This is a genomic window from Halopolyspora algeriensis, from assembly GCF_003337235.1.
GTDB lineage: Bacteria > Actinomycetota > Actinomycetes > Mycobacteriales > Pseudonocardiaceae > Haloactinomyces > Haloactinomyces algeriensis.
Genome location: NZ_QPJC01000007.1, coordinates 79,634 through 101,447 on the forward strand (window position 1 = coordinate 79,634; position 21,814 = coordinate 101,447).

Annotated in this window: 18 protein-coding genes; 10 read left to right on the forward strand and 8 right to left on the reverse strand. The window is 67.6% G+C overall.

Annotation, left to right across the window (positions count from 1 at the left end):
• Window positions 1-13 precede the first annotated feature (13 nt).
• The 3 genes from gcvT (at window position 14) to bioB (ending at window position 3,678) form a co-directional block, all read left to right on the forward strand.
• Window positions 14-1,117 carry a glycine cleavage system aminomethyltransferase GcvT gene (gcvT, locus tag DFQ14_RS12350; protein WP_114453402.1) on the forward strand — a complete coding sequence of 368 codons (1,104 nt, stop codon included), beginning with the start codon at window positions 14-16 and terminating at the stop codon, window positions 1,115-1,117.
• Between the two features lie 48 nt (window positions 1,118-1,165).
• Window positions 1,166-2,446 carry a serine hydroxymethyltransferase gene (glyA, locus tag DFQ14_RS12355; RefSeq protein ID WP_114453403.1) on the forward strand — a complete coding sequence of 427 codons (1,281 nt, stop codon included), beginning with the start codon at window positions 1,166-1,168 and terminating at the stop codon, window positions 2,444-2,446.
• Between the two features lie 161 nt (window positions 2,447-2,607).
• A complete protein-coding gene (gene bioB, locus DFQ14_RS12360; RefSeq protein ID WP_114453404.1) occupies window positions 2,608-3,678 on the forward strand; it encodes a biotin synthase BioB in 1,071 nt (356 codons plus the stop codon).
• A gap of 130 nt (window positions 3,679-3,808) precedes the next feature.
• Here the strand turns inward: bioB and DFQ14_RS12365 are convergent, their stop codons facing one another.
• A complete protein-coding gene (locus DFQ14_RS12365; protein ID WP_246195474.1) occupies window positions 3,809-4,447 on the reverse strand; it encodes a LysE family translocator in 639 nt (212 codons plus the stop codon).
• A 75-nt stretch (window positions 4,448-4,522) separates the two neighbouring features.
• Here DFQ14_RS12365 and DFQ14_RS12370 point away from each other — a divergent pair, with 75 nt between their 5' ends.
• Entirely contained in the window at window positions 4,523-5,023 is a 501-nt protein-coding gene (locus DFQ14_RS12370) for an Lrp/AsnC family transcriptional regulator (protein WP_114453405.1), read from the forward strand.
• A 92-nt stretch (window positions 5,024-5,115) separates the two neighbouring features.
• Window positions 5,116-6,024 carry an IS5 family transposase gene (locus tag DFQ14_RS12375; protein ID WP_114453406.1) on the forward strand — a complete coding sequence of 303 codons (909 nt, stop codon included), beginning with the start codon at window positions 5,116-5,118 and terminating at the stop codon, window positions 6,022-6,024.
• 68 nt (window positions 6,025-6,092) lie between these two features.
• Here DFQ14_RS12375 and tesB read toward each other — a convergent pair whose 3' ends face one another.
• Both tesB and pyk read right to left on the reverse strand, forming a co-directional pair.
• Complete coding sequence (gene tesB / locus DFQ14_RS12380) at window positions 6,093-7,037, reverse strand: acyl-CoA thioesterase II (protein ID WP_114453407.1); 945 nt, start codon at window positions 7,035-7,037, stop codon at window positions 6,093-6,095.
• Between the two features lie 94 nt (window positions 7,038-7,131).
• Window positions 7,132-8,553 (reverse strand): pyruvate kinase, encoded by a 1,422-nt coding sequence (gene pyk / locus DFQ14_RS12385; RefSeq protein ID WP_114453408.1) that lies wholly within the window; start codon window positions 8,551-8,553, stop codon window positions 7,132-7,134.
• 75 nt (window positions 8,554-8,628) lie between these two features.
• Between pyk and DFQ14_RS12390 the strand changes: the two genes are divergently transcribed.
• Window positions 8,629-8,979, forward strand: coding sequence for a VanZ family protein (locus tag DFQ14_RS12390; protein ID WP_114453409.1), 351 nt, complete (start codon window positions 8,629-8,631; stop codon window positions 8,977-8,979).
• Window positions 8,980-9,075: 96 nt separating this feature from the next.
• On the opposite strand, the gene DFQ14_RS12395 is transcribed toward DFQ14_RS12390, so the two are convergent.
• Window positions 9,076-9,729 (reverse strand): DUF2461 domain-containing protein, encoded by a 654-nt coding sequence (locus DFQ14_RS12395; RefSeq protein WP_114453410.1) that lies wholly within the window; start codon window positions 9,727-9,729, stop codon window positions 9,076-9,078.
• Between the two features lie 94 nt (window positions 9,730-9,823).
• Between DFQ14_RS12395 and DFQ14_RS12400 the strand changes: the two genes are divergently transcribed.
• Both DFQ14_RS12400 and DFQ14_RS12405 read left to right on the forward strand, forming a co-directional pair.
• Window positions 9,824-12,172: a LuxR C-terminal-related transcriptional regulator gene (locus DFQ14_RS12400; protein ID WP_114453411.1), complete on the forward strand. Its 2,349-nt coding sequence runs from the start codon at window positions 9,824-9,826 to the stop codon at window positions 12,170-12,172.
• 237 nt (window positions 12,173-12,409) lie between these two features.
• Window positions 12,410-14,704 (forward strand): HelD family protein, encoded by a 2,295-nt coding sequence (locus DFQ14_RS12405; protein ID WP_114453412.1) that lies wholly within the window; start codon window positions 12,410-12,412, stop codon window positions 14,702-14,704.
• A 60-nt stretch (window positions 14,705-14,764) separates the two neighbouring features.
• Here the strand turns inward: DFQ14_RS12405 and hxlB are convergent, their stop codons facing one another.
• The 4 genes from hxlB to DFQ14_RS12425 are packed head-to-tail and all read right to left on the reverse strand — an operon-like array spanning window position 14,765 to window position 18,262.
• Entirely contained in the window at window positions 14,765-15,319 is a 555-nt protein-coding gene (gene hxlB, locus DFQ14_RS12410; protein WP_114453413.1) for a 6-phospho-3-hexuloisomerase, read from the reverse strand.
• The gene (locus DFQ14_RS12415; protein ID WP_158546697.1) at window positions 15,316-15,951 is read right to left on the reverse strand and encodes an orotidine 5'-phosphate decarboxylase / HUMPS family protein; all 636 of its coding nucleotides are present in this window, start codon (window positions 15,949-15,951) and stop codon (window positions 15,316-15,318) included. The genes hxlB and DFQ14_RS12415 overlap by 4 nt, the downstream gene beginning before the upstream one ends.
• A gap of 42 nt (window positions 15,952-15,993) precedes the next feature.
• Entirely contained in the window at window positions 15,994-16,944 is a 951-nt protein-coding gene (locus DFQ14_RS12420; RefSeq protein WP_246195475.1) for a sugar kinase, read from the reverse strand.
• Window positions 16,937-18,262, reverse strand: coding sequence for an MFS transporter (locus tag DFQ14_RS12425; protein WP_114453539.1), 1,326 nt, complete (start codon window positions 18,260-18,262; stop codon window positions 16,937-16,939). The genes DFQ14_RS12420 and DFQ14_RS12425 overlap by 8 nt, the downstream gene beginning before the upstream one ends.
• Window positions 18,263-18,462: 200 nt before the next feature.
• Between DFQ14_RS12425 and DFQ14_RS12430 the strand changes: the two genes are divergently transcribed.
• Together DFQ14_RS12430 and DFQ14_RS12435 are read left to right on the forward strand one after the other, a co-directional pair.
• Window positions 18,463-19,200 carry an IclR family transcriptional regulator gene (locus tag DFQ14_RS12430; protein ID WP_114453540.1) on the forward strand — a complete coding sequence of 246 codons (738 nt, stop codon included), beginning with the start codon at window positions 18,463-18,465 and terminating at the stop codon, window positions 19,198-19,200.
• Between the two features lie 291 nt (window positions 19,201-19,491).
• Entirely contained in the window at window positions 19,492-21,804 is a 2,313-nt protein-coding gene (locus DFQ14_RS12435) for an immune inhibitor A domain-containing protein (protein ID WP_114453415.1), read from the forward strand.
• Window positions 21,805-21,814 lie beyond the last annotated feature (10 nt).

Genomic DNA, 21,814 nt, shown 5'->3' on the forward strand with positions numbered 1-21,814 from the left:
GGAGTTTCACCCGATGCCGCAACCCCGACGAACCCCCCTGCACGAGATTCACGAAGAGCTCGGGGCGAGCTTCACCGAGTTCGCAGGCTGGCACATGCCGTTGCGCTACACCGGGGAAACCGCCGAACACAATGCGGTCCGCAATACGGCGGGTTTGTTCGATCTCACCCACATGGGCGAGATCCGCATCAGTGGCGGGCAGGCGGCCGAGGCGCTGGATTACGCGCTGCCTGCCAATGCTTCCGGGATCAAGGTCGGCCGTGCCCGCTACACGATGCTCTGCAACGCCCAGGGCGGCATCCTCGACGACCTCATCGTCTACCGCACCGCCGAACGCGAGTTCCTGATCGTGGCCAACGCCGCGAACGCCGCCGTGGTCTCGACCGAACTGGCCGAGCGCGTGCGCGGCTTCGACGCGGTGCACAACGACGTCTCCGCCGAGTACGCCCTCCTGGCGGTGCAAGGGCCGAAAGCAGCGGCCATTCTGGCCCCGCTGACCCCGATGGACCTGGACGAGGTCCGCTACTTCGCCGGCTACGAGAGCAAGGTCGCAGGCTGCGAGGTGCTTCTCGCGCGGACCGGCTACACGGGCGAGGACGGCTTCGAGCTGTTCCTCTCCCCCGACGACGCGCCGAGCGTGTGGCGGGCCCTGACCGACTCCGGCGCCGAGCACGATCTCCGACCGGCCGGGCTGGCCTGCCGCGACACGCTGCGCCTGGAAGCCGGTATGCCGCTGTACGGCAACGAACTCTCCGCGGACCTGACCCCCTTCCACGCCAACCTGGGCCGGATCGTGCGGCTGGACAAGTCGGCCGACTTCGTCGGCAAGCAGGCACTCGCCCCCGTGGCGGAGAAACCCACCGAACGCACCCTGGTCGGTCTGCGGAGTGCGGGCCGCCGCGCGCCCCGTCACGATTACCGCATACTCGATGCCGACGGCAACGAGATCGGTGTCGTCACCAGCGGTGCGCCGTCCCCCACACTCGGGCATCCGATCGCGATGGCCTATGTCGACCGCTCCTTCAGCGAGCCGGGTACCGCACTGCAGGTCGACATCCGCGGCAAGGCCGCCGACGTCGAGGTCGTCGAACTGCCCTTCTACAACCGCAACCGCTGAGAAAGACGCGAGCACGCGTCGAGAGATCCTGACGAAAGGCGATGCATCATGTCGACAAACGACCTGTTCAACGACCGTCTCGCCGAGGTGGATCCCGAGGTGGCGAAGGCTGTGGATGCCGAGCGGCATCGGCAGCAGTCCACGCTGGAGATGATCGCCTCGGAGAACTTCGCGCCGGCCTCGGTGATCGAGGCTCAGGGGTCGGTGCTGACCAACAAGTACGCCGAGGGCTATCCGGGCAAGCGCTACTACGGCGGCTGTGAGCACGTCGACGTCGTCGAGCAGTTGGCCATCGACCGCGTCAAGCAGCTGTTCGGGGCCTCCTACGCCAACGTGCAGCCGCACTCGGGTGCGCAGGCCAACGCCGCGGCGATGTTCGCGCTGCTCAAGCCGGGAGACACCATCATGGGCCTGGACCTGGCCCACGGTGGTCACCTCACCCACGGGATGCGGATCAACTTCTCCGGCAAGCTCTACAACGTCGTGCCGTACCAGGTCCGCGACGACAACCACCGCGTCGACATGGACGAGGTCGCCCGGCTGGCCCGGGAGAACAAGCCGCAGATGATCGTGGCCGGCTGGTCGGCGTATCCGCGCCAGTTGGACTTCAAGCGGTTCCGGGACATCGCCGACGAGGTCGGGGCCTACCTGATGGTCGACATGGCCCACTTCGCCGGGCTGGTCGCCGCCGGGCTGCACCCGAACCCGATCGAGCACGCCCACGTGGTCACCACCACCACGCACAAGACCCTCGGTGGGCCCCGCGGCGGAGTGATCCTGTCCGGCAACGAGGAACTGACCAAGAAGTTCAACTCGGCGGTGTTCCCCGGCCAGCAGGGCGGCCCGCTGGAGCACGTCATCGCGGGCAAGGCCACCGCGTTCAAGATCGCCGCCAGTGAGGAGTTCGCCGACCGGCAGCGCCGCACCCTCGAAGGCGCCCGGATCCTGGCCCGCCGCCTGCAGGCCGACGATGCCGCAGCCGCCGGGGTGCAGATCGTCTCCGGCGGCACCGATGTGCACCTGGTGCTGGTCGATCTGCGCAACTCCGAGTTGGACGGGCAGCAGGCCGAGGACCGGTTGCACGAGATCGGCATCACCGTCAACCGCAACGCGGTGCCCAACGACCCGCGCCCGCCGATGGTGACCTCCGGGCTGCGGATCGGCACCCCGGCCCTGGCCACCCGCGGCTTCGGCACCGAGGAGTTCACCGAGATCTCCGAGGTCATCGCCGAGGCCCTGCAGCCGACCTTCGACGAGGCCACCAGCGCCCGGCTGCGCTCCCGCGTCGAAGCCCTGGCCACCAAGCACCCGCTGTACCCCAACCTCTGAGGCCGGGTTTCTCGATGCCGCGCTCCGGGCACCATCGCCCGGAGCGCGGCATTTTTCCGCTCCGGGCCGTACTCGCCGAGATCGTGCGACAAATTGCTGCCCTGGATCTTGTAGACGCGTGATCTTGTGGCTTCCGGGCGCTTTCGGCGAGCGTTTCGGGCATGACGAACCTGCTGGACGAACTGGTCACCAAGGCCCTGGACGGACGGGCACCGACCCGTGACGAGGCACTGGCACTGCTGGTCGAGGAGACCGACAGTCCCGACGTCCTCGATGTGGTCGCGGCAGGCAGCCGGGTGCGCCGCCACTTCTTCGGCCGCCGGGTCAAGCTCAACACGATCATCAACATGAAAAGCGGCCTGTGCCCCGAGGACTGCGGCTACTGCTCGCAGCGGCTGGGTTCGGGCTCGGACATCCTGAAGTACTCGTGGATCGAACCGGACGAGGCTGCCAAGACCGCCGACAGGGCCGCCGAGGCAGGGGCGAAGCGGATCTGCCTGGTGGCCAGCGGCCGCGGACCGGGTCGCCGCGACATCGGACGCATCACCGACACCATCGCCGCGATCAAGGACAAGCGGCCCGGGGTGGAAATCTGCGCCTGTCTCGGCCTGCTCTCCGAGGGGCAGGGTGAGCAATTGGCCGAGGCCGGGGCGTACGCCTACAACCACAACCTCAACACCAACGAAGCCCGCTACGCCGACATCTGCTCCACCCACACCTTCGGCGACCGGGTCGACACGGTGCGGCAGGCGACCGGCGCGGGCCTGTCACCCTGTTCGGGCGCGCTGTTCGGAATGGGCGAGTCCGACGAGGACATCGTCAGCCTCGCGTTCGAGTTGCGCGAACTGGATCCGGACTCGGTCCCGATCAACTTCCTCATCCCGTTCGAGGGGACGCCACTGAGTGAACAGTGGGATCTCACGCCGCAGCGCTGCCTGCGCATCCTGGCGCTGTTTCGCTTCTGCTTCCCCGACGTGGAGGTACGCCTGGCCGGCGGCAGGGAGATTCACCTGCGCGGGATGCAGCCGATGGCGCTGCATCTGGCGAACTCGATCTTCCTCGGCGACTACCTCACCAGCGAGGGCCAGGAGGTCGAGCAGGATCGGCGGATGATCACCGATGCCGGCTTCACCATCGAGGGCGCCGAGGAACGGACGCTGCCCGATGCCCGCCGCGATCTGGTCACCATCCGGCGGCGCGGTGCGGGAACCGAGCTGCCCGCCAACGCCTGAGCACTCGGGCGGGCGCGCGTGGGCGTTGGAGTGAACGGAACTTTCGCTCGCCTAGAAGGAACGAAAGTTCCGTTCACTCCGAACGGTCGAGGGATCAGTGCAGGGAGCGAACGCTCGATGCGCGAGACTCCTACGCGAAGGCGATCGAGCTCGCCATGGCCAGCAGCGCACCTCCACAGCACCGCTCGAACACCCGGCGCCGTTTCGGGGCCGCCAGGAACGCCGAAAGTCGGCGCACCGAGGGCACGACGCACAGCCACCATGCACCGAAGGACCCGACCGCGACCGCGCTGAGCAGCAACGCCTGCATCATCGGGTTTCCGGACGGGTCCATCGCCTGCGGCAGCAATGTCAGGAACATGAGCAGGACCTTGGGGTTGAGCACATCGGTGAGCAGTCCGCGCAGGAACACCGAGCCTGCCGATTGCGGCGTCTCGATGCCCGTCGGTGCTCCACCAGCCGAACCCGCTCGGCGCAGGATCTGCAGCCCCAGGAACACGAGGTAACCGACACCGACCACCTTGGCCGCAATCAGCGCTGTCGGCGCCGCCATGACCAGTGCCGACAATCCCAGGGTCGCCGCGGTGGCATGGAGCAGCAGACCGCACGTCACACCCGCGGCGGCCAGCCAACCCCAGCGAGTACTGCTCGCGGCATTGCGGGTCACCACGACGAAGTCCGGCCCCGGCACCAGGACGATCACCGCCAGAGCGAGCAGGAACGGCCCCCACGCGATGTGCACGACGACAGCCTCCGAATTCCACGACATATCGGGTTCGTTGATCGCCCGTATCGTGCTTCGTACATTCGCCGTTGTTCCAGCTCTGGCATAGAATGTTCGGCCATGCCCGGCAACGCGGAACTGGATTCGGTCGACTGGCGGATCCTGGAGGAGCTGCAGAACGACGCCACGCTCGCGAACCGGACGCTGGCCGGACGCGTGGGGCTCGCCGCATCGAGCTGCTTGCAACGGGTCCGGCGACTCCGGGAGCGCGGCGTCATCACGGGGTCACACATCGACGTCGATCCGGCCGCGACCGGTCTTCCCCTGGAGGCCGTGGTGTCGGTCAATGTCCGGCCCCACACGCGCGCCGTGGTCGACTCGTTCCGCGAATTCGTCATGGCCGAACCGGAGACACGTTCCCTGCTCCACGTCAGCGGTCAGGCCGATTTCCTGCTGCACGTGGCGGTGGCCGACAGTGCACACCTGCAGAGCTTTCTCGTCGACAAGCTCTCCGCACGTACCGAGGTCCGGCACTTCACGAGCTCGATCGTGCTCGAACAGGTGCACACCCGGGCGCTGACGCCCCCGCAGCACCTGAGCCCCACCCGACGCCGCCGCTAGGAGCTGTTTAAGAACGGGGGTCGTTGTAGGCACGAAGAGAGGTCTCCGGTAGAGGGATCAACGACCAAGAAGATCAACTACCGGAGACCTCGATGGGCAGCGTATCGGTCGGCGCGCGCAAGGACCTCACGGACCGGCAGTGGCGAGCGTTTCAACGCGTTCTCCCGCCTCAACCGCAGGTAGGAAGGCATCCGACATGGACGCGACGCCAATTGCTCAACGGGATTCGCTGGCGGGTGCGGGTCGGAGCCCCGTGGCGGGACGTTCCCGAACGGTACGGGCACTGGCAGTCGATCTATCAGCTGTTTCGCCGCTGGCAACGGGACGGTGTCTGGGCCTGGATCTGGGCGCAGTTGCAGGCGCGGGCCGACGCAGCAGGGTTGATCACCTGGCAGGTGTCGGTGGATTCCACGATCAACCGGGCCCATCAGCACGCCGCCGGAGCCCGCCACCGACCCGATGCCCAGGTCGAACCACCCGGCGACGAACCCGGTGATCACGCGCTGGGGCGTTCCCGGGGCGGGTTGTCCACGAAGATCCACCTGGCCTGCGAGCAGAGCCGGAAACCGTTGTCGTTGCTGCTCACGGCCGGTCAAGCCGGCGACAGCCCGCAGATGATCCGGGTGCTGGAGGCCATCCGCGTGCCCCGCCTGCGGCGTGGTCACCCGCGTAGCCGCCCCGAGCGGGTCCTGGCCGACAAGGCCTACTCGTCCGCAGCCAACCGGCGTTACCTACGGCGACGCCGAACCCCGGCCACGATCGCGCTCCCCAAAGACCAGCTCGCCCACCGCCGTGCCCGCGGCGCGGCCGGAGGCCGCCCGCCCGTGTTCGACCCCACACGCTACCGGCAGCGTCACGCCGTGGAATGCGGCATCAACCAGCTCAAACACCACCGCGCCGTCGCCAGCCGCTACGACAAGCTCGCCGTCCGATACGAAGCCACACTGCACGTCGCCACCATCGACACCTGGCTACGAGCCCTCACCAAGATCACTTCTTAAACAGCTCCTAGATGCCGAATGGGGCAGCGGTTCAGCAACCACCCAGGCAACCTTCTGGGACCATTCGTCTAATCCTGGACGCGGAGCAGTCCCTCTTGTACGACGGTGGCCACGAGCGCACCGTCGCGGCTGAAGAACCGCCCGGTGGCCAGCCCGCGCGCGCCCGAAGCACTCGGGGACGAGCAGTCGTAGAGGAACCAGTCGTCGGCCCGGAACGGGCGGTGGAACCACATCGCGTGGTCCAGGCTCGCCCCGCTCACCTTGTCCAGCCCCCAGTAGACCCCGTGACGTGCGAGCACCGCATCCAGCAGGGTGAGATCGGACGCATAGGCCAGCAGGCACACGTGCAGCAGGTCGTCGTCGGGCAGGGTGCCGTCCGCGCGCATCCAGACCTGGTTGTGCGCTTCCTGCGGGCCGTGGCCCCGGCGTGCCCACGGAGGGTCGGTGACATAGCGGAGGTCGATCGGCTGCGGCATGCTGGCGGCCGAGCCGAACTGCTCGCGCAGGTCACCGAGCCGCTCGCTGTACGTCGGCAGCGACTCGGGAGCCGGCACGTCGGGCATCGCCTCGGCGTGGTCGATGCCGTCCTCGTCGATCTGGAACGATGCCGACAGCGAGAAGATGGGTTTGCCGTGCTGCACGGCAACGACCCTGCGCGTGGTGAACGAGCGGCCGTCACGCGTGCGATCCACCTCGTAGATGATGGGCACGCTCGGGTCGCCCGGCCGGATGAAGTAGGCGTGCAGCGAGTGCACCCGGCGGTCGGCGGGCACGGTGCGCCCGGCGGCCACCAGTGCCTGTCCCGCGACCTGCCCCCCGAACACGCGCACCGGTGATTCGGCGGGGCTGACGCCCCGGAAAATGTTCTCCTCGATCTTTTCCAGATCGAGCAGCGCCACCAGACGGTCGAGTACGGCTTGGCCGTGTGACACCCCGTGTGCCTCCATCGAGAGGGAACCGTCGGCAGCGGTGCCTGCCGGGTCGGCGGCGGCGGCTCGTGCCGCTTCGGTCACTGCGAGCTCCTCGTGTCGTATCCGTGAACAACTCGGCGGGGAGACCCTCCGGGAGGACAGTGCGCCCCCGGAACCCGAGCGGCACCACTGGAGATCAGACGTGGTCTTCCTCGCCCAGCCGGTGCACACGAATCAGGTTGGTCGAACCGACCGTTCCCGGCGGGGAGCCGGCAACGATCACGACCATGTCCCCACTTTGCGAACGCCCGATCGACAGCATCGCCTGATCCACCTGGCGCACCATGCGGTCGGTGGTGTCCACACTAGGCACCAGGAACGTCTCCGTCCCCCAAGTGAGAGCGAGCTGACTCCGCACCGACTCTTCCGGGGTGAAGGCGAACAGCGGAAGCCGCGTGTGCAGACGAGCGAGGCGCCGCACCGTATCACCGGACTGGGTGAAGGCCACCAGCGCCTTGGCGTTGAGCCGCTCACCGATGTCGCGGGCGGCATAGGAGATCACGCCCCGCTTGGTACGCGGCACGTGGCTGAGTTCCGGCGGTGCCGTCGAGCCCGCCTCGACGGCCTCGACGATGCGCGACATGGTCTGCACGGTATCGATCGGGTACCGCCCGATGCTGGTCTCACCGGAGAGCATCACCGCGTCGGTGCCGTCGAGCACGGCGTTGGCCACGTCGGATGCCTCGGCCCTGGTCGGGCGCGCATTGCTGATCATGGAATCGAGCATCTGGGTGGCGACGATGACCGGTTTGGCGTTCTCCCGGGCGATCCGGATGGCCTTCTTCTGCACCAGCGGGACATGCTCCAGCGGCAGCTCGACACCGAGATCACCGCGAGCGACCATGACCCCGTCGAAGGCCAGCACGATGGCCTCCAGGTTGTCCACCGCCTCGGGCTTTTCCAGCTTGGCGATGACCGGGGCGCGCTTGCCGACTCGATCCATGACCTGGTGTACGAGATCGATGTCGGCAGGGGTGCGCACGAACGACAGCGCGACGAAGTCCACGCCCAGCTGCAGCGCGAACTCCAGGTCCTCCACGTCCTTGTCGGACATCGCGGGAACGGACAGGTCCATTCCGGGCATGGACAGTCCCTTGTGATCCGAGACCGGACCACCCTCGACAACCTCGCACACCACGTCGTTGCCCTCGATGGCGGTGATGGTCAGGGTCACCTTCCCGTCATCGACCAGCAACCGGTCACCGGCTTTGGCGTCGGCGGCGAGCCCGGTATAGGTGGTGGAGACGCGGTCGTGGTCGCCCTCGACATCATCGACCGTGATGCGTACGACGTCGCCGGTGCGCCACTCCACCGGGCCGCCCGCGAACGTGCCAAGACGGATCTTCGGTCCCTGCAGGTCGGCGAGGGTGCCGACAGCACGGCCGGATTCCTTGGCCGCAGTCCGGACCATCTCGTAAATCTGCTGATGGTCGTCATGGCTACCGTGGCTGAAGTTCAGCCTGGCGACGTTCATCCCACCGTTGACGAGCTCGGCCACCTTCTCCTGCGTGTCGGTGGCGGGGCCCATAGTACAAACGATCTTGGCTCGTCGACTCACGGTGCCTCAGCCTAGTCGTTCACTCCGCCCACGCAGTACGCAGCCGCCCACTCCATGGACGTTCGGAGAACATCGTTGCTGGATCCTTACAGGGCTCACCTGGTGCGCGCCCCGTTCGCCCTCACGATCGCGGCGAGTGCCGTGATCCTTTTCACGCCTGCTTCCGGCGTGCCCACGGCGCCGCCCGGCACGGACAAGATCTTGCATCTCGTACTGTTCGCGGCCCTGGCGATCACCGGCCACGTGGCACAGGTCCGTTTCGCGGCACTGCTGATCGGGCTTTCCTGCTATGCGGTGACATCGGAACTACTGCAGGCAGTCCTGCCGCTGGGCCGCACCGGCGATCTCGTCGACGCGGCGGTGGACGTGGCCGGTATCGGGGCGGGCATGCTGATCACCGCCGGGCTGCGGGCTCATCGGCGATGATCCGACCGCAATCGCACCGATACCCGTGATCGTCTTCACGTCCGCCCGCGGAGCCTCGGCAGCTCGTCACCCGTCCGTGGGTTTCCCGGCCATCCTTCACCTTTCGGAAACGCCGATGTGGTCGCGGCACCATCGGTTGAGCTCGCGGAGTTGCGACCATGCCCGGCGTACCCGGTCCACGCACGCACGCTCGTGCAGCGTGTCGTCGGGGTCCCAGCGGTGCACCGCGTACAGCGTGCGATGCCGGAGCAGCGGCAAGCGGGGATGGTCGGCGGGCGTGCCTCGCGGCCGCGTCCTCAGGGTCTCTCCCGTGATCGTCCAGCCCCCTGCGGCGAGTCCCTCGAGCAACGAGCGCAACCGCTCACCCCGGACGGGGTCGTCGACGGCGGTGCGGAACCGGGCGAGCTGATCGGCGGCGGTGTGGAAACATCCGCCCGCGACGAGCAGTCCACCGGTGCCCACTTCGACATAGTGGGCACCTCCACCCCGGCCGGGTTCCACCACGGCGGCACAGTGAGTCTTGAACGGTGACTTGTCCCGGCTGAATCGCACGTCGCGGTGCGGACGGAACACCTTGCCGGTGCCGAATTCCGCGAATTCCGGTTCCAGTTCGGCCAGCAACATCTCCATCGGCCGCCGTACGTGCTCGCGGTACACCTCGAGATGCTCGTACCAGTAGCTCTTCGAGTTGTCGGCTTCCAGCCCCTCGTAGAAATCGACGACGCCGTCGCCGAAGCCCTCGAACCACACGGCATCACGATAGGGCGAGCCCCGACGGCTGCGGGCAGAGCCCGCCCTGATCGTGAAACCGCAGGTCACCCGGGACACGGTTTAGCATCGGGGCGTGGAACCCAGCGCACGGACCCGTGCCCGGCAGGCCGGGGGCAACCTTCCGGTCGACGTCACGAGTTTTGTCGGCAGGCGCCGCGAGATCACTCTGACGAAGCGGATGCTCGCGGAGTCACGCGTGGTCACCCTCACCGGACCGGGCGGTATCGGCAAGAGCCGACTGGCTCTGCGGGTGGCCTCCAGCATGCGTCGCGTCTACCGCGACAAGGCGTGGCTCGTGGAGCTGGGGGAACTGACGGATCCGGCACTGCTCGCCGACACGATCAGCGAGCAACTGCAGCTCGGTAACACCACGTCCGGCAATGACGTGGACACGCTGATCGAGTACCTCGGCAACCGGGAGATGCTGCTGGTGCTCGACAACTGCGAGCACCTCGTGGCGGAGTGCGCCCTGCTCGTCGACGCCCTGATCCGAGCGTGTCCGGGGGTGCGCATCCTGGTCACCAGCAGACAGTCACTCGGTATCGCGGGGGAGAGCACCGTGGTCGTGCCTCCACTTCAGGTACCCGACCCCGACGACCTGCCCCCGGCCGAGGCCTACGAGCAGTACGCGGCCGTCCGGCTGTTCGTGGAGCGCGCCAAGGCCGTCCTGCCGGAGTTCGAACCGAGCGCCGAGGACGGTGCCGTGCTGATGCGGCTGTGCCACCACCTGGACGGCAATCCCCTGGCGATCGAACTGGCCGTCGTGCGCCTGCGGTCACTGTCCCTGTATCAGCTCGAAGAGCGCCTCGCCGAACGCTACGAGCTGCTCACGGAGGGGCGCCGGGGAGCACCGGCACGGCAGCAGACCCTGCGCGCGTTGATCGACTGGAGCTGGGACCTGTGCTCCGAGCAGGACCGGCGAGCGTGGGCGCACGCCTCCGTCTTCTTCGGGAGCTTCGACCTCGACGCCGCCGAACACGTGATCAGTGCCACTGCGGAGCCGGCGGGAGTGCCCGGCGTCGTCCATTCCCTGGTCGACAAATCGATCCTGATGCGGGAGCAGGAGAACGGGGAGTCCCGGTACCGGTTGCCGCACGCTCTGCGCGAGTACGGCCAGGAGAAACTCGATGCGGCCGGCGAGCGAGCGGACGTCGAACACCGGCACCGCGACTGGTACGCGGGCCTGGTCGAGCGCTTCGCCGCCGAGTGGATCGGGCCCGAACAGGTCTCCTGGGTGAACCGGCTCCTGACCGACCACGCCAACCTGCAGGCTGCCCTGCACTCGGCCCTGGCCGAGCACGCCCCGCAGCAGGCGGTCGTGGCATTGCGGATGGCGACCCGGCTGGGCCAGTACTGGGGAATCCGCGGCCTGCACGGAGAGGCCCGCCACTGGCTTGACCGCGCACTCGCCGTGGCCGCGGCCTCCCCGCAGGATCGCGCCTCCGGCCTGCGCGCCAACAGCTGGCTCGCCCTGCTGCAGGGAGACATCATCACGGCCTCTCCCCAGCTGGACGAGGCCGCGCTGCTGGCCCAGCAGGAACACGACGAGGTCGAGCACGCCCACGTGGCGCTCACCCGGGGAATGGCAGCGCTGTTCCAAGGGCAGTTGACCACGGCCGACGACCTGATCGGGACCGCACTGGCCGATTTTCGCCGGCATGCCGCTGCGCACGGCGAATTGTTCGCGTTGTTCGGGTTGGGAACGGTACGCGGATTCGACGGCAGGCCGGAGGAAGGTCTTGCGCTGCTCAGTGAATGCGTCGACACCACCACGCGGCTCGGCGACGTGTTCTGGCGTTCCTACGCGCTGTGGGGAGTGGCGCACATCGAGCTGTCCCGCCACGCGTTCGGGCATGCCGAAACGGCGACCAAGGACGCCCTGGGGCTCCAGCGCCGGATGGGCAACAGGCTCGCCATGGCCTTCAGCATCGACACGCTCGCCTGGATCGCCCAGGAGCGGGATCGGAGCGAGCGGGCGGCCGAACTCTTCGGCGCCGCGGCGGGGATGTGGGAAGCCACCCGGGCCGCTCCCGCTTTCTACGCTCCGTTCGCGGCCGAGCACGACAGGTACGAATCCCGCACCCGGGCCATCCTCGGCGCGGAGGAGTACCGGAGTCACTTCGATCGCGGCTACCGACTGTCCACCGATGCCGCGCTCGACCTCGCGCTCGAAACCAAGCGGCACACCCGCGCACATTCCCGTGACAACGTGCATCCGATGCCCCTGACCCGCCGCGAGCGGGAGATCGCCGACCTGGTCGCCCAGGGCCGCACCAACAAGGAGATCGCGGAGAACCTCTTCATCGCACAGCGCACCGTCGAAGGCCACGTGCAGCACATCCTCACCAAGCTCGACTTCACCTCACGTGCCCAGATCGCCGGTTGGGTCGCGGGCCAGCCACCGTCCGACTCCTCGCAGTGAGCACCGCGGGCGGCACTGCCGGAAACCTCGATGTCCCCGGCGGTACGCGTATCGGCGTGCACCGCCCCCGCGGCGGTATAGTGGCTGGTCGGGCCTGCCGGCGAGACCGCCTCACGTGGGGAGTCGCCCGGCACGTGGGCTCGCCCGGCGCATGGAATCGCGGCATCGATGCCGCCCCACGGCCCGAGCACCCGCACAAGCCCTTCCCGTACACGTGTGACCACACGAGGTGGAGCATTGTCCGACTCCCGAGGTGATCGGGAACCCGAACGCACCGACGACATCGCCGCCGAGCAGCACTACGTCTCGATGCTGTACGACAAACTCGACGAGCTGCGCCGGTACACCACCGAGCGGCTCTCCGAGACGCTGGCCCAGACCGGGGGCACCCCCCAAGCACGCACCGAGCGTGACATCTCCACCAAGATGCACACCGAAAAACTCGCCCAGCTCAGTGCGGTGGAGAACGGTCTGTGCTTCGGTCGGCTCGACCTCGACAGCCAGGAGCGGTTCCACATCGGCAGGCTCGGCCTGTTCGACGAGGACAACGAGTACGAGCCGCTGTTGCTGGACTGGCGCGCTCCGGCCGCCCGACCGTTCTACCTGGCCACGGCCGCTTCCCGGGACGGGGTCGTGCGGCGCAGGCACCTGCGTACCCGGCAACGCACCGTGACCGGATACGAGGACGAGGTGCTCGATCTCGATTCCGCCGAGCAGGGCAGTCACCTCGGGCTGGCCGGCGAGGCCACGCTGCTGGCCGCGCTCGACGCGCGACGTACCGGCCAGATGACCGACATCGTGGCCACCATCCAGGCCGAGCAGGACCGCATCATCCGCAGCAAGATGAACGGGGTGCTCGTGGTCCAGGGCGGTCCGGGCACCGGCAAGACCGCGGTCGCGCTGCACCGGGCTGCCTACCTGCTCTACACCTACCGGCAGCAGCTCACCAAGCGCGGGGTGCTCGTCGTGGGGCCCAACGAGACCTTCCTGCGCTACATCGGGCAGGTGCTGCCCTCCCTCGGTGAGACGGGTGTGCTGCTGTCGACCGTCGGCGAGCTCTATCCCGGGGTCACCGCCACGGGGACCGAGTCCGCCGAGGCAGCCGAGATCAAGGGCCGGTCGAGCATGGTCAAGGTGCTCAACACAGCGGTGCGGGACCGCCAGCAGGTACCGAAGGACCACATCGAGGTCACCTTCGATCGCGAGGCGCTGCGGGTGGACCGCCGCACGTGCACGCAGGCGCGCACGAAGGCCCGGCGGTCACGCAAACCGCACAACGAGGCCCGGAAGGTGTTCCTGCGGGAGATGTTCTCGGCCCTGTCCCTGCAGGTCGCCGACAGGCTCGGCCGGGACCTGCTCGATCAGCGCGACATCGACGACATCGACTCCGAGCTGCGCCAGGACCCGGGCGTGTGCAAGGTTCTGGACGGGCTGTGGCCGGAACTGACCGCACCGGAACTGCTCGACGAGCTGCTGTCCTCCCCGGAACGTCTGAAGACGGCGGCACGCAAGCAGCTCGACACCGACGAGCGGGCGATGCTGCTGCGGGAACCCGGCTCGGCGTGGGCTCCGTCCGATGCCCCGCTGCTCGACGAGCTCGCCGAGCTGCTCGGTGAGGACGACGAGCAGCAGCGCCACGAGCAGGCACAGCAGGAACGCGAGGAGCTCGCCTACGCGCAGGGCGTGCTGCACATCATGGAGCAGGACGACGAGATCATCGATCCGGAGCGCCTGCGGGTTTCCGACGTGCTGGACGCGGAGGTTCTCGCGGAGCGGCACCGCGCCAGCAGCGACCTCACGGCCGCCGAGCGAGCGGCCGGAGACCGTACCTGGACGTTCGGCCACGTCATCGTCGACGAGGCCCAGGAGCTCTCGGCGATGGCCTGGCGGGTGCTGATGCGGCGCTGCCCGAGCCGCTCGATGACGCTGGTCGGTGACATCGCACAGACCGGTGCGCTCGGTGGTGCGCGGTCGTGGCAGGAGATCCTGCACCCCTACGTCGCCGATCGCTGGCGGCTCGAGCAGCTGACCATCAACTACCGCACTCCGGCCGAGATCATGTCGGTCGCGGACGGAGTCCTGTCCGCCATGGGAACCGACCTCGAGACGCCCACCTCGGTACGCACGGCCGGTGTCCGGCCGTGGAGCCGCCACGTCCCCGGTGATGAGCTCGCGACACGGTTGCCCGCGCTGGTGTCCGGGGAGCTGGAGGCCGTCGGTGACGGGCGGTTGGCGGTCCTGCTGCCGCCGGAACGACTGGAGGCCGTCGGCACGAGCCTCACCGAACAGGTGCCGGGAACAGTGGTCGGGCCGCAACCCGAAGGGCTCGAATCGCCGGCCGTGCTGCTGACCGTCGACCAGGCCAAGGGCCTGGAGTTCGACTCGGTGCTCGTGGTCGACCCGGACGGCGTCATCGCCGGATCCGAGCGCGGCCTCAACGATCTCTACGTCGCTCTCACCCGCGCCACTCAGCGTCTCGGTGTCGTCCACACCGGTGCGCTTCCCGACGTGCTGGGGGCGCTGGAGCCCTGAGGGGACACTCTCGGTCTTCCGGCGGTGCGGTACGGCGGGTGCGGCGGAGCCGGGCGGGGATCATTCCGTGGTGACGTGAGCGCTGCGCGCAGCGGTGTTGTCCACGTCGCGCAACTCGGCCAACCGCAGGCACACGGCATCGAAAAGCAGGTGCACGGACTGGTCGAACAGGCTCGACAACGGCTGCACCGTGGCCGTCTCGTCAGCACGCCGATGCTTGGTCGCCGCGGGCACCAGCAACACGGTCCGTGCCTGCTCCACGAGTGGCGAGTCCGCATCGGTGGTCACGGCGAGCACGTGACCACCGACCCGCACTGCTTCCTGCGCCGACCGGAGCGTGCCCGCAGTCGTGCCGGACCCCGAGACGGCCACCACGATGTCCTCGCTCGCGAGTGACGGTGCCGTCGTCTCACCGACGACATGCACCCGGAATCCGAGGTGGACCAGCCGCATGGCGAACGCCTCGGCCATGAAACCGGAGCGTCCCGCCCCGGCGACGAAGATCCGGCCCGCACCGTCGAGCACGGCGGCAGCCCGTTCCACCATGGCGCGGTCCACGCGGGCGAGAACTCCGGCGATCTCGGCCTGAATCACATCGAGTGCATCCGTACTCATCGGGTCTGCTTTCCCTTCACCATCGTGGAGAGTCGTTCGGCGGACGTTGCCGGGTCGGCGGCACCGGTCACCGCCGACCCGACGATCGCGCGCAGGTCCGAGTGCGTGTCCACGAGCCGCGCCAGCGTGGACTCGGCCAAGCCACCCGCCACCGCGATCCGGCGCCCGCGTGTCCAGGAACCGAGGAGTTCCTCGGCGCCTCCACCTGCATTCTGAGCGTCCTTGCCGAGATGCGCGGCGAAAATCACGTCGGCGGGGAGCCGGTCGAGCAGCGTGTCGCGCCGCTGTTGCGACACCGCCAGCAGGTCGAGCACGACCTCGGCCCCGGCCTGCCGAGCAAGTTCGGTGCTGCGATCGATGGTGGCCTCGGTGGCCGAGGCGAGCACGGTGGCTCCGCGGGCACCGGCGTCGAAGGCCATCCCGAACTCGGTTGCCGCGTCGTCGGCCGTTTTCAGGTCCGCGAGGACCGGTACGGTCCCGGCCGCGGCGACGACCTCGCGCACGCTGAGCATGCCGTAGCGCTTGATCAGCGAAGTACCGACTTCGATCCAGTCGGTGTGGTCGGCGACCTGGGCGGCCACTCGGGTGGCCACGTCCAGATCCAGCCGGTCGAGTGCGATCTGCAGCCGCACGATCGTTCCCTTCCTTCGTCAGGCGAACTCGTGTTCGTGAGCTCAGGCCACTGTCCGGCCGAGCAGCTCGTCGAGTTCCGTCCGCGTCGGGAGACCGTCCATGTCCCCTTCGCTTGTCGTGGCAGCGGCTCCGGCGACGCAGGCACGTCGCAGGCGATCCTGCTCCGGCAGACCGTCGAGCAGGCCACTGATCCATCCGGCGGCGAAACCGTCTCCGGCTCCCACGGTGTCGACCACCCGCACCGGAAAGGCCGGTTCGGATCGGGTTCCCTCATGCGTGTGCAAGACCGCACCTGCCTCGCCGAGCTTGGTCACGACCTGCTCGACCCCGCGCTCGAGGTAGAACTCGGCGATGCCGTCGGGGCTGTTCCGGCCGGTCAGCATTCGCCCCTCGGACAGTCCGGGCAGCACGCAATCGGCGAGCGTGGCGAGCTCGTTGATCACCTCGATCATCTCCGCGGTCGTCGACCACAGAGACGGACGCAGGTTCGGATCGAGCGTGACCGTCGTCCCCGCCCGGCGCGCGGCGTCGATCGTCCGGAACGTGCAGTCGCGGGTCTGTGGCGTCAGAGCGGGTAAGACACCGGTGACGTGAAGGTGTCCCGAGGCGGTGACGGCGTCGGCGATCTCCGAGGACCACGCATGCTGGGAACCGGCCGATCCACGGCGGAAGTAGACGACCGTGGGGTCACCGTGATGCACGCGATTTTTGAGCTGAAAGCCGGTGGGTGCGGACGGGTCGGTCCGCAATCCGGAAACGTCGATCCCTTCGGAGGCCAGCACGTGCCGGGCCCGAGCGCCGAAGGGATCATCCCCCACGGCACCGAGGTATCGCACACTGTGCCCCAGGCGTGCCAGTCCGACCGAGACATTCATTTCGGCACCGGCGAGTCTGCTGTCGAAATGTTCGACGTCCTGCAGCGGCCCGGGGGTGGTGGCCACGAACATCGCCATCACCTCGCCGGAGGTGACCACATCGCGGTATTCAGGCACGGTCGCTCCCGGAGGGTGCAGCGGCCCCGGTCGCCGGTGCGGCTTCCTCGGATCCGTAGGACGCCCCACGCACCAACGGGACGATCAGCGCGGCGAGAACCAGCGTCACCGCCATCAGGACGAACGACGCGGCGTTGCTTCCGGTCGCGCTGTTGAGCCATCCCACCAGGTACGACCCGAAGAATCCGCCGACCGATCCGGCGGTGTTCACGCACGCCACACCGGCACCGGCGAAGTTTTTCGGCACGGACTCCGCGACGTAGGCGAAATACGGGCCGTACGGGGCATACATCGCGCCGCCCGCCAGGATGAGGAGTCCGAAGGCGGGCCAGAAGTTGCTCGGTCCCAGCAGGTACGAGAGGTAAAAGGCCACCCCGCCGAGCAATAGCCACGGCCACACGTATCGAGGGCGGCTGCCCACCCGGTCCGAGGCCCGCGAGTTCGCGACCATCAGCAGTGCGGCCACGGCGAAGGGGATCGCCGAGAGCAAGCCGGTCATGCCGATCTCCTGACCGGTGCCTGCACTGACCATGCTGGGCAGCCAGAAGACGAGTCCGTAGACACCGATGCTCCACAGCAGGTACTGGATCGACAGCAGGACCACCGCACGGGAACGCATTGCCTCTCCGAAGGAGCGAGCGGGGGTGGTGCTGCCCCGTTCGGCTTCCAGTGCGGTGGTCACGGACTCCTTTTCGGGCGTGTTGAGCCACTTGGCCTGTCCGGGATGATCGGTCACCAGCGCCCGGAACACGAATGCCCACAGCACCGCGGGCAGCCCCTCGAGAATGAACATCTCGCGCCAACTGGTCAGCTCGATGATGTAACCGGACACGGCATTGAGCCACATGACCGTGATGGGGTTGCCGAGAATGAGAATCGCGTTGGCGCTACCGCGCTCCCGCTTGGTGAACCAGCGTGCCAGGAAGACCACCATCGCAGGCAGCACGGCCGCCTCGACGGCGCCGAGCAGGAATCGCACGACGATCAGCCATACGGCACTGTGGAGCAACCCCTGCACGGTAGCCAGCAGGCCCCAGGCAAGCGTGCACCAGAAGACAAGATCGCGGACGCTGCGGCGTTCGGCGTAGATGGTTCCGGGGATCTGAAACAGGCAGTAGCCGAGGAAGAACGACGCACCGATCAGTGCGGACATCGCCCCGGTGATGCCGAGATCTTCCTCCATGCCGCCGGCGACGGCGATGGAGAAGTTCGATCGGTCGAGGTAGGCCAGCGAGTAGGTGATGAAGGCGACCGGCAACAAACGCATCCAGCGCTGCCGCCCCACCTCGGCGGGTCCGGTCGGTGTCGGTGCGGGCACGGCGAACTCCTCGGGCGCCATTTCCACTATACGGTAAGCTTTACTGTCTCGTGGAAGAATAGAGAGAGACGAAAGGGCAGTCAACCACCGGCGATACGATCTGGCCGGTGCGAAGCGACGAAGAGCGCCGTACCAGGAGAGGGAGCAGCGTGCCGGATCCATCCGAAAGGTCACCTGTGTCGGACTCGCAGCGCAGCGACATGGTGGGCAAGGCCCTGCGACTGCTGACCCTGCTCGGGGAAGCACCCGGAGGAATGACGCTGTCCGAACTCGCCCGGCGGGCCGGTTATCCGGTCAGTACGACACATCGTCTGCTGGCTTCCATCGCACGGGAGGAATTCGCCGTCCTCGACGACGACCGCCGCTGGAGTCTGGGACTGCGCATGTTCGAGCTCGGACAGCGCGTACTCCACGCCAAGGGATTCGCCGGGGTGGCGACCCCGGTATTGCAGCGACTGACGCGCCAGACCGGTGAACCCTCACTGATGTCGGTACTCGAAGGCCACCAGCAGCTGTACGTGCACTATGTCGAAGGCACGCAGCAGGTGCAGATCACCGGCGAACCGGGCAAGCGAGGACCGCTGCACTGCACGTCGATGGGCAAGTGCCTCATCGCTTTCGCACCCGAGCAGCATCGAGAGGAACTGCTCACCGAGCTCGACCTCCCCGCGATGGGACCGAACACGATCACCGATCGTCAGCGGTTCCGCACGGAGATCGAGCAAGTCCGCGCCCAGGGGTACGCGGTTTCCGACGAGGAGCACGAGGCGGGCATCCTCGCGATCGGCGTTCCCGTGCTCGATCCCGGCGGTACAGCCGCGGCGGCACTGTCAGCAGCGGCACCGGCGTTTCGCAGCTCGATCGAGCAGATGCACGCCTACTTGCCGCCACTGCACCAGGCGGCCAAGGAACTCGCCATCGGTCTCCCCCGCCGCTGACCGCACGCCACCCGCGCATCGGTCGAGGACGCCTGCTGCCGAGCGGGGCATTCGGGCACGCTCTCCCTCCCACCGCGCGACAACCGGCTCGTACCGGTGTGCCGGCGAGCATGCCGGGCAGGACACTCCGGGCGCCTCACTGCCGGGACAACTGGTAATTGGGAACGGGTAACGATTCGTTCCTGATCCATTGCCTCGCAGACTTCGCGGATCGGATTCTCGAGCGCGATCTCGTATCCCGGGCACGCCCGCTTCCAGGGCGGCCCGCACCGATCCTTCGGAGGAACGATCTTGCGAAGACTCACCACGGGTGTACTCGCCGGCTCCGTGGCCGCGCTGGTCACAGCCGGGTTCGTGCAGCCCGCCGCAGCGGTACCGCACAGCGGCGACACCTCGCCGGCGCCCGCCGATTCCGCCGCGCACAAGCCGGATTCCCGGCCGGGCCCGCTGACCAAACGCCAGCAGGCATGGCGCAAACAGGCCATGGACAAGCTCGCCTCGGGGCAGGCCCGCCCCCAGAAGCACGGTGGCTCCACCTCCGTGCAGGTCGCCGAGGGGAAGTTCGTCGAGCTGCAGGTCGACAAAACGGACAAGATCTTTTCGATCCTGTCCGAGTTCGGCGACAAGGCCGACTCGACGCTCGGGACCATGCCGGGACCGCGCCACAACGAGATCCCGAAGCCGGACAGGTCCGTGGACAACACGACCAAGTGGCGTGAGGATTTCAGCCCCTCCTACTACGAGGACATGTTCTTCGACGCGAACAACGACGGCGGCGAGAGCATGGCGGACTTCTTCGAAAAGCAGTCCTCGGGGCGCTACTCGGTGGACGGCGATGTCTCCGAGTGGGTCCGGGTTCCGCACAACGCTTCCTACTACGGCGACAACTCGGTCGAGTACTCCGGCGGCGTCTGGTCCTTCATCGCCGACAGCGCGAGCGCCTGGTACGAATCCCGGCTCGCAGCGGGCAAGACCCCGGAGCAGATCCGCTCCTACCTGCTGCAGTTCGACCAGTGGGACCGCTACGACCACGACTCGGACGGTGATTTCGCCGAGCGTGACGGCTACATCGACCACTTCCAGGCCATCCACGCGGGGATGGGTGAGGAAGCAGGCGGTGGACGCCTGGGTGCGGATGCCATCTGGTCGCACCGGTGGTATGTCAACTCCGACGACTTCGGGCAAACGGGTCCGACCGTCGGCGGACAGGAAATACTGATGGGCGGCGTCCAAATCGGCGACACCGGCCTGTGGATCGGTGACTACACCACCGAGCCGGAAAACGGCGGGCTCGGGGTGTTCACCCACGAATACGCGCACGACCTCGGCCTGCCGGACTTCTACGACACCAACGGGGGCAGCAACGGTGTCGGTTTCTGGAGTCTGATGTCGTCCGGATCCTGGCTCGGCCGCGGCGAGAACTCCATCGGTGACACGCCCGGCTACATGGGACCTTACGAAAAGCTGCAGCTCGGATGGCTGGACTACAAAACCGTCACCGTGGGCCAGTCCGGCAACTACACTCTGGGGCCGGCGGCTCGCGTCACCGAAGGCACCGAGCAGGCGGTCGCGGTAGCACTGCCGGACAAGACCACCACCACCGAGTACACGACGCCGGCATCGGGTGAGTACGCCTGGTGGACGGGTTCGGCGGACAACCTCAATGTCTCCCTGACCCGCGAGATCGACCTCACCGGCTACAAGCATGCGAAGCTGTGGGCGAAGGCCTGGTACGACATCGAGGCCGGCTACGACTACCTGTACGCCGAAACCTCGACCGACGGCGGGGACACCTGGACCCGGCTCGGCTCCGGTGTGGACGGCGACTCCAAGGGCAAGTGGAAGAAGCTCCAGTACAAACTCGACGGCGGCCAGAAGATCCTGTTCCGCTTCCGGTACAAAACGGACGGTGCGGTCCAGCGCCCCGGCGCGTTCCTCGACGACATCTTCGTACGTGCGCAGGGCGACATCCTGTTCTCCGACGATGTCGAGTCCACCGACCACGGCTGGACCGTGTCCGGCTGGAAGCGCAGCACGGGAAGCGACACGAAGACCACCGGCCAGTTCTACCTGGTGGAAAACCGGCAGTACGTCGACTACGACGCGGTCCTGCGGACCGGTCCGTACAACTTCTCGGCACCCATCACCAAGCCCAACTGGGTGGAGCGCTTCCCGTACCAGAACGGGATGCTCGTGTGGTATGTCGATCTCGCCTACGAGAACAACAACACCAGCCAGCACCCCGGCCACGGGCTTGCCCTGCCGGTCGACGCACGTCCGAAGCAGATCACCTACCCGGACGGGAGTGCACCGACCAACCGGCGCCAACCGTTCGACGGGACGTTCGGGCTGGAAGCCACTGATCCGGTGACCTTCCACAAGGAGGTCATCCAGGGCAACGGCAGCAACGAGCACGTGGCCACTCTCGAGGCGAAGGCACCGTCGAAGCCCGGTATCCGGACCTTCGACGGTTCGAACGTCAACCGGTACTGGAATCCGGACAACCCGCAGAACAGCACCAAGGTCGCCGGCCACGGCGTGACCGTGACCGTGACCGGAAAGTCGGGTAACAACCGGACGATCGAGGTCACCAACCCGGCCTGATCAGGCAACA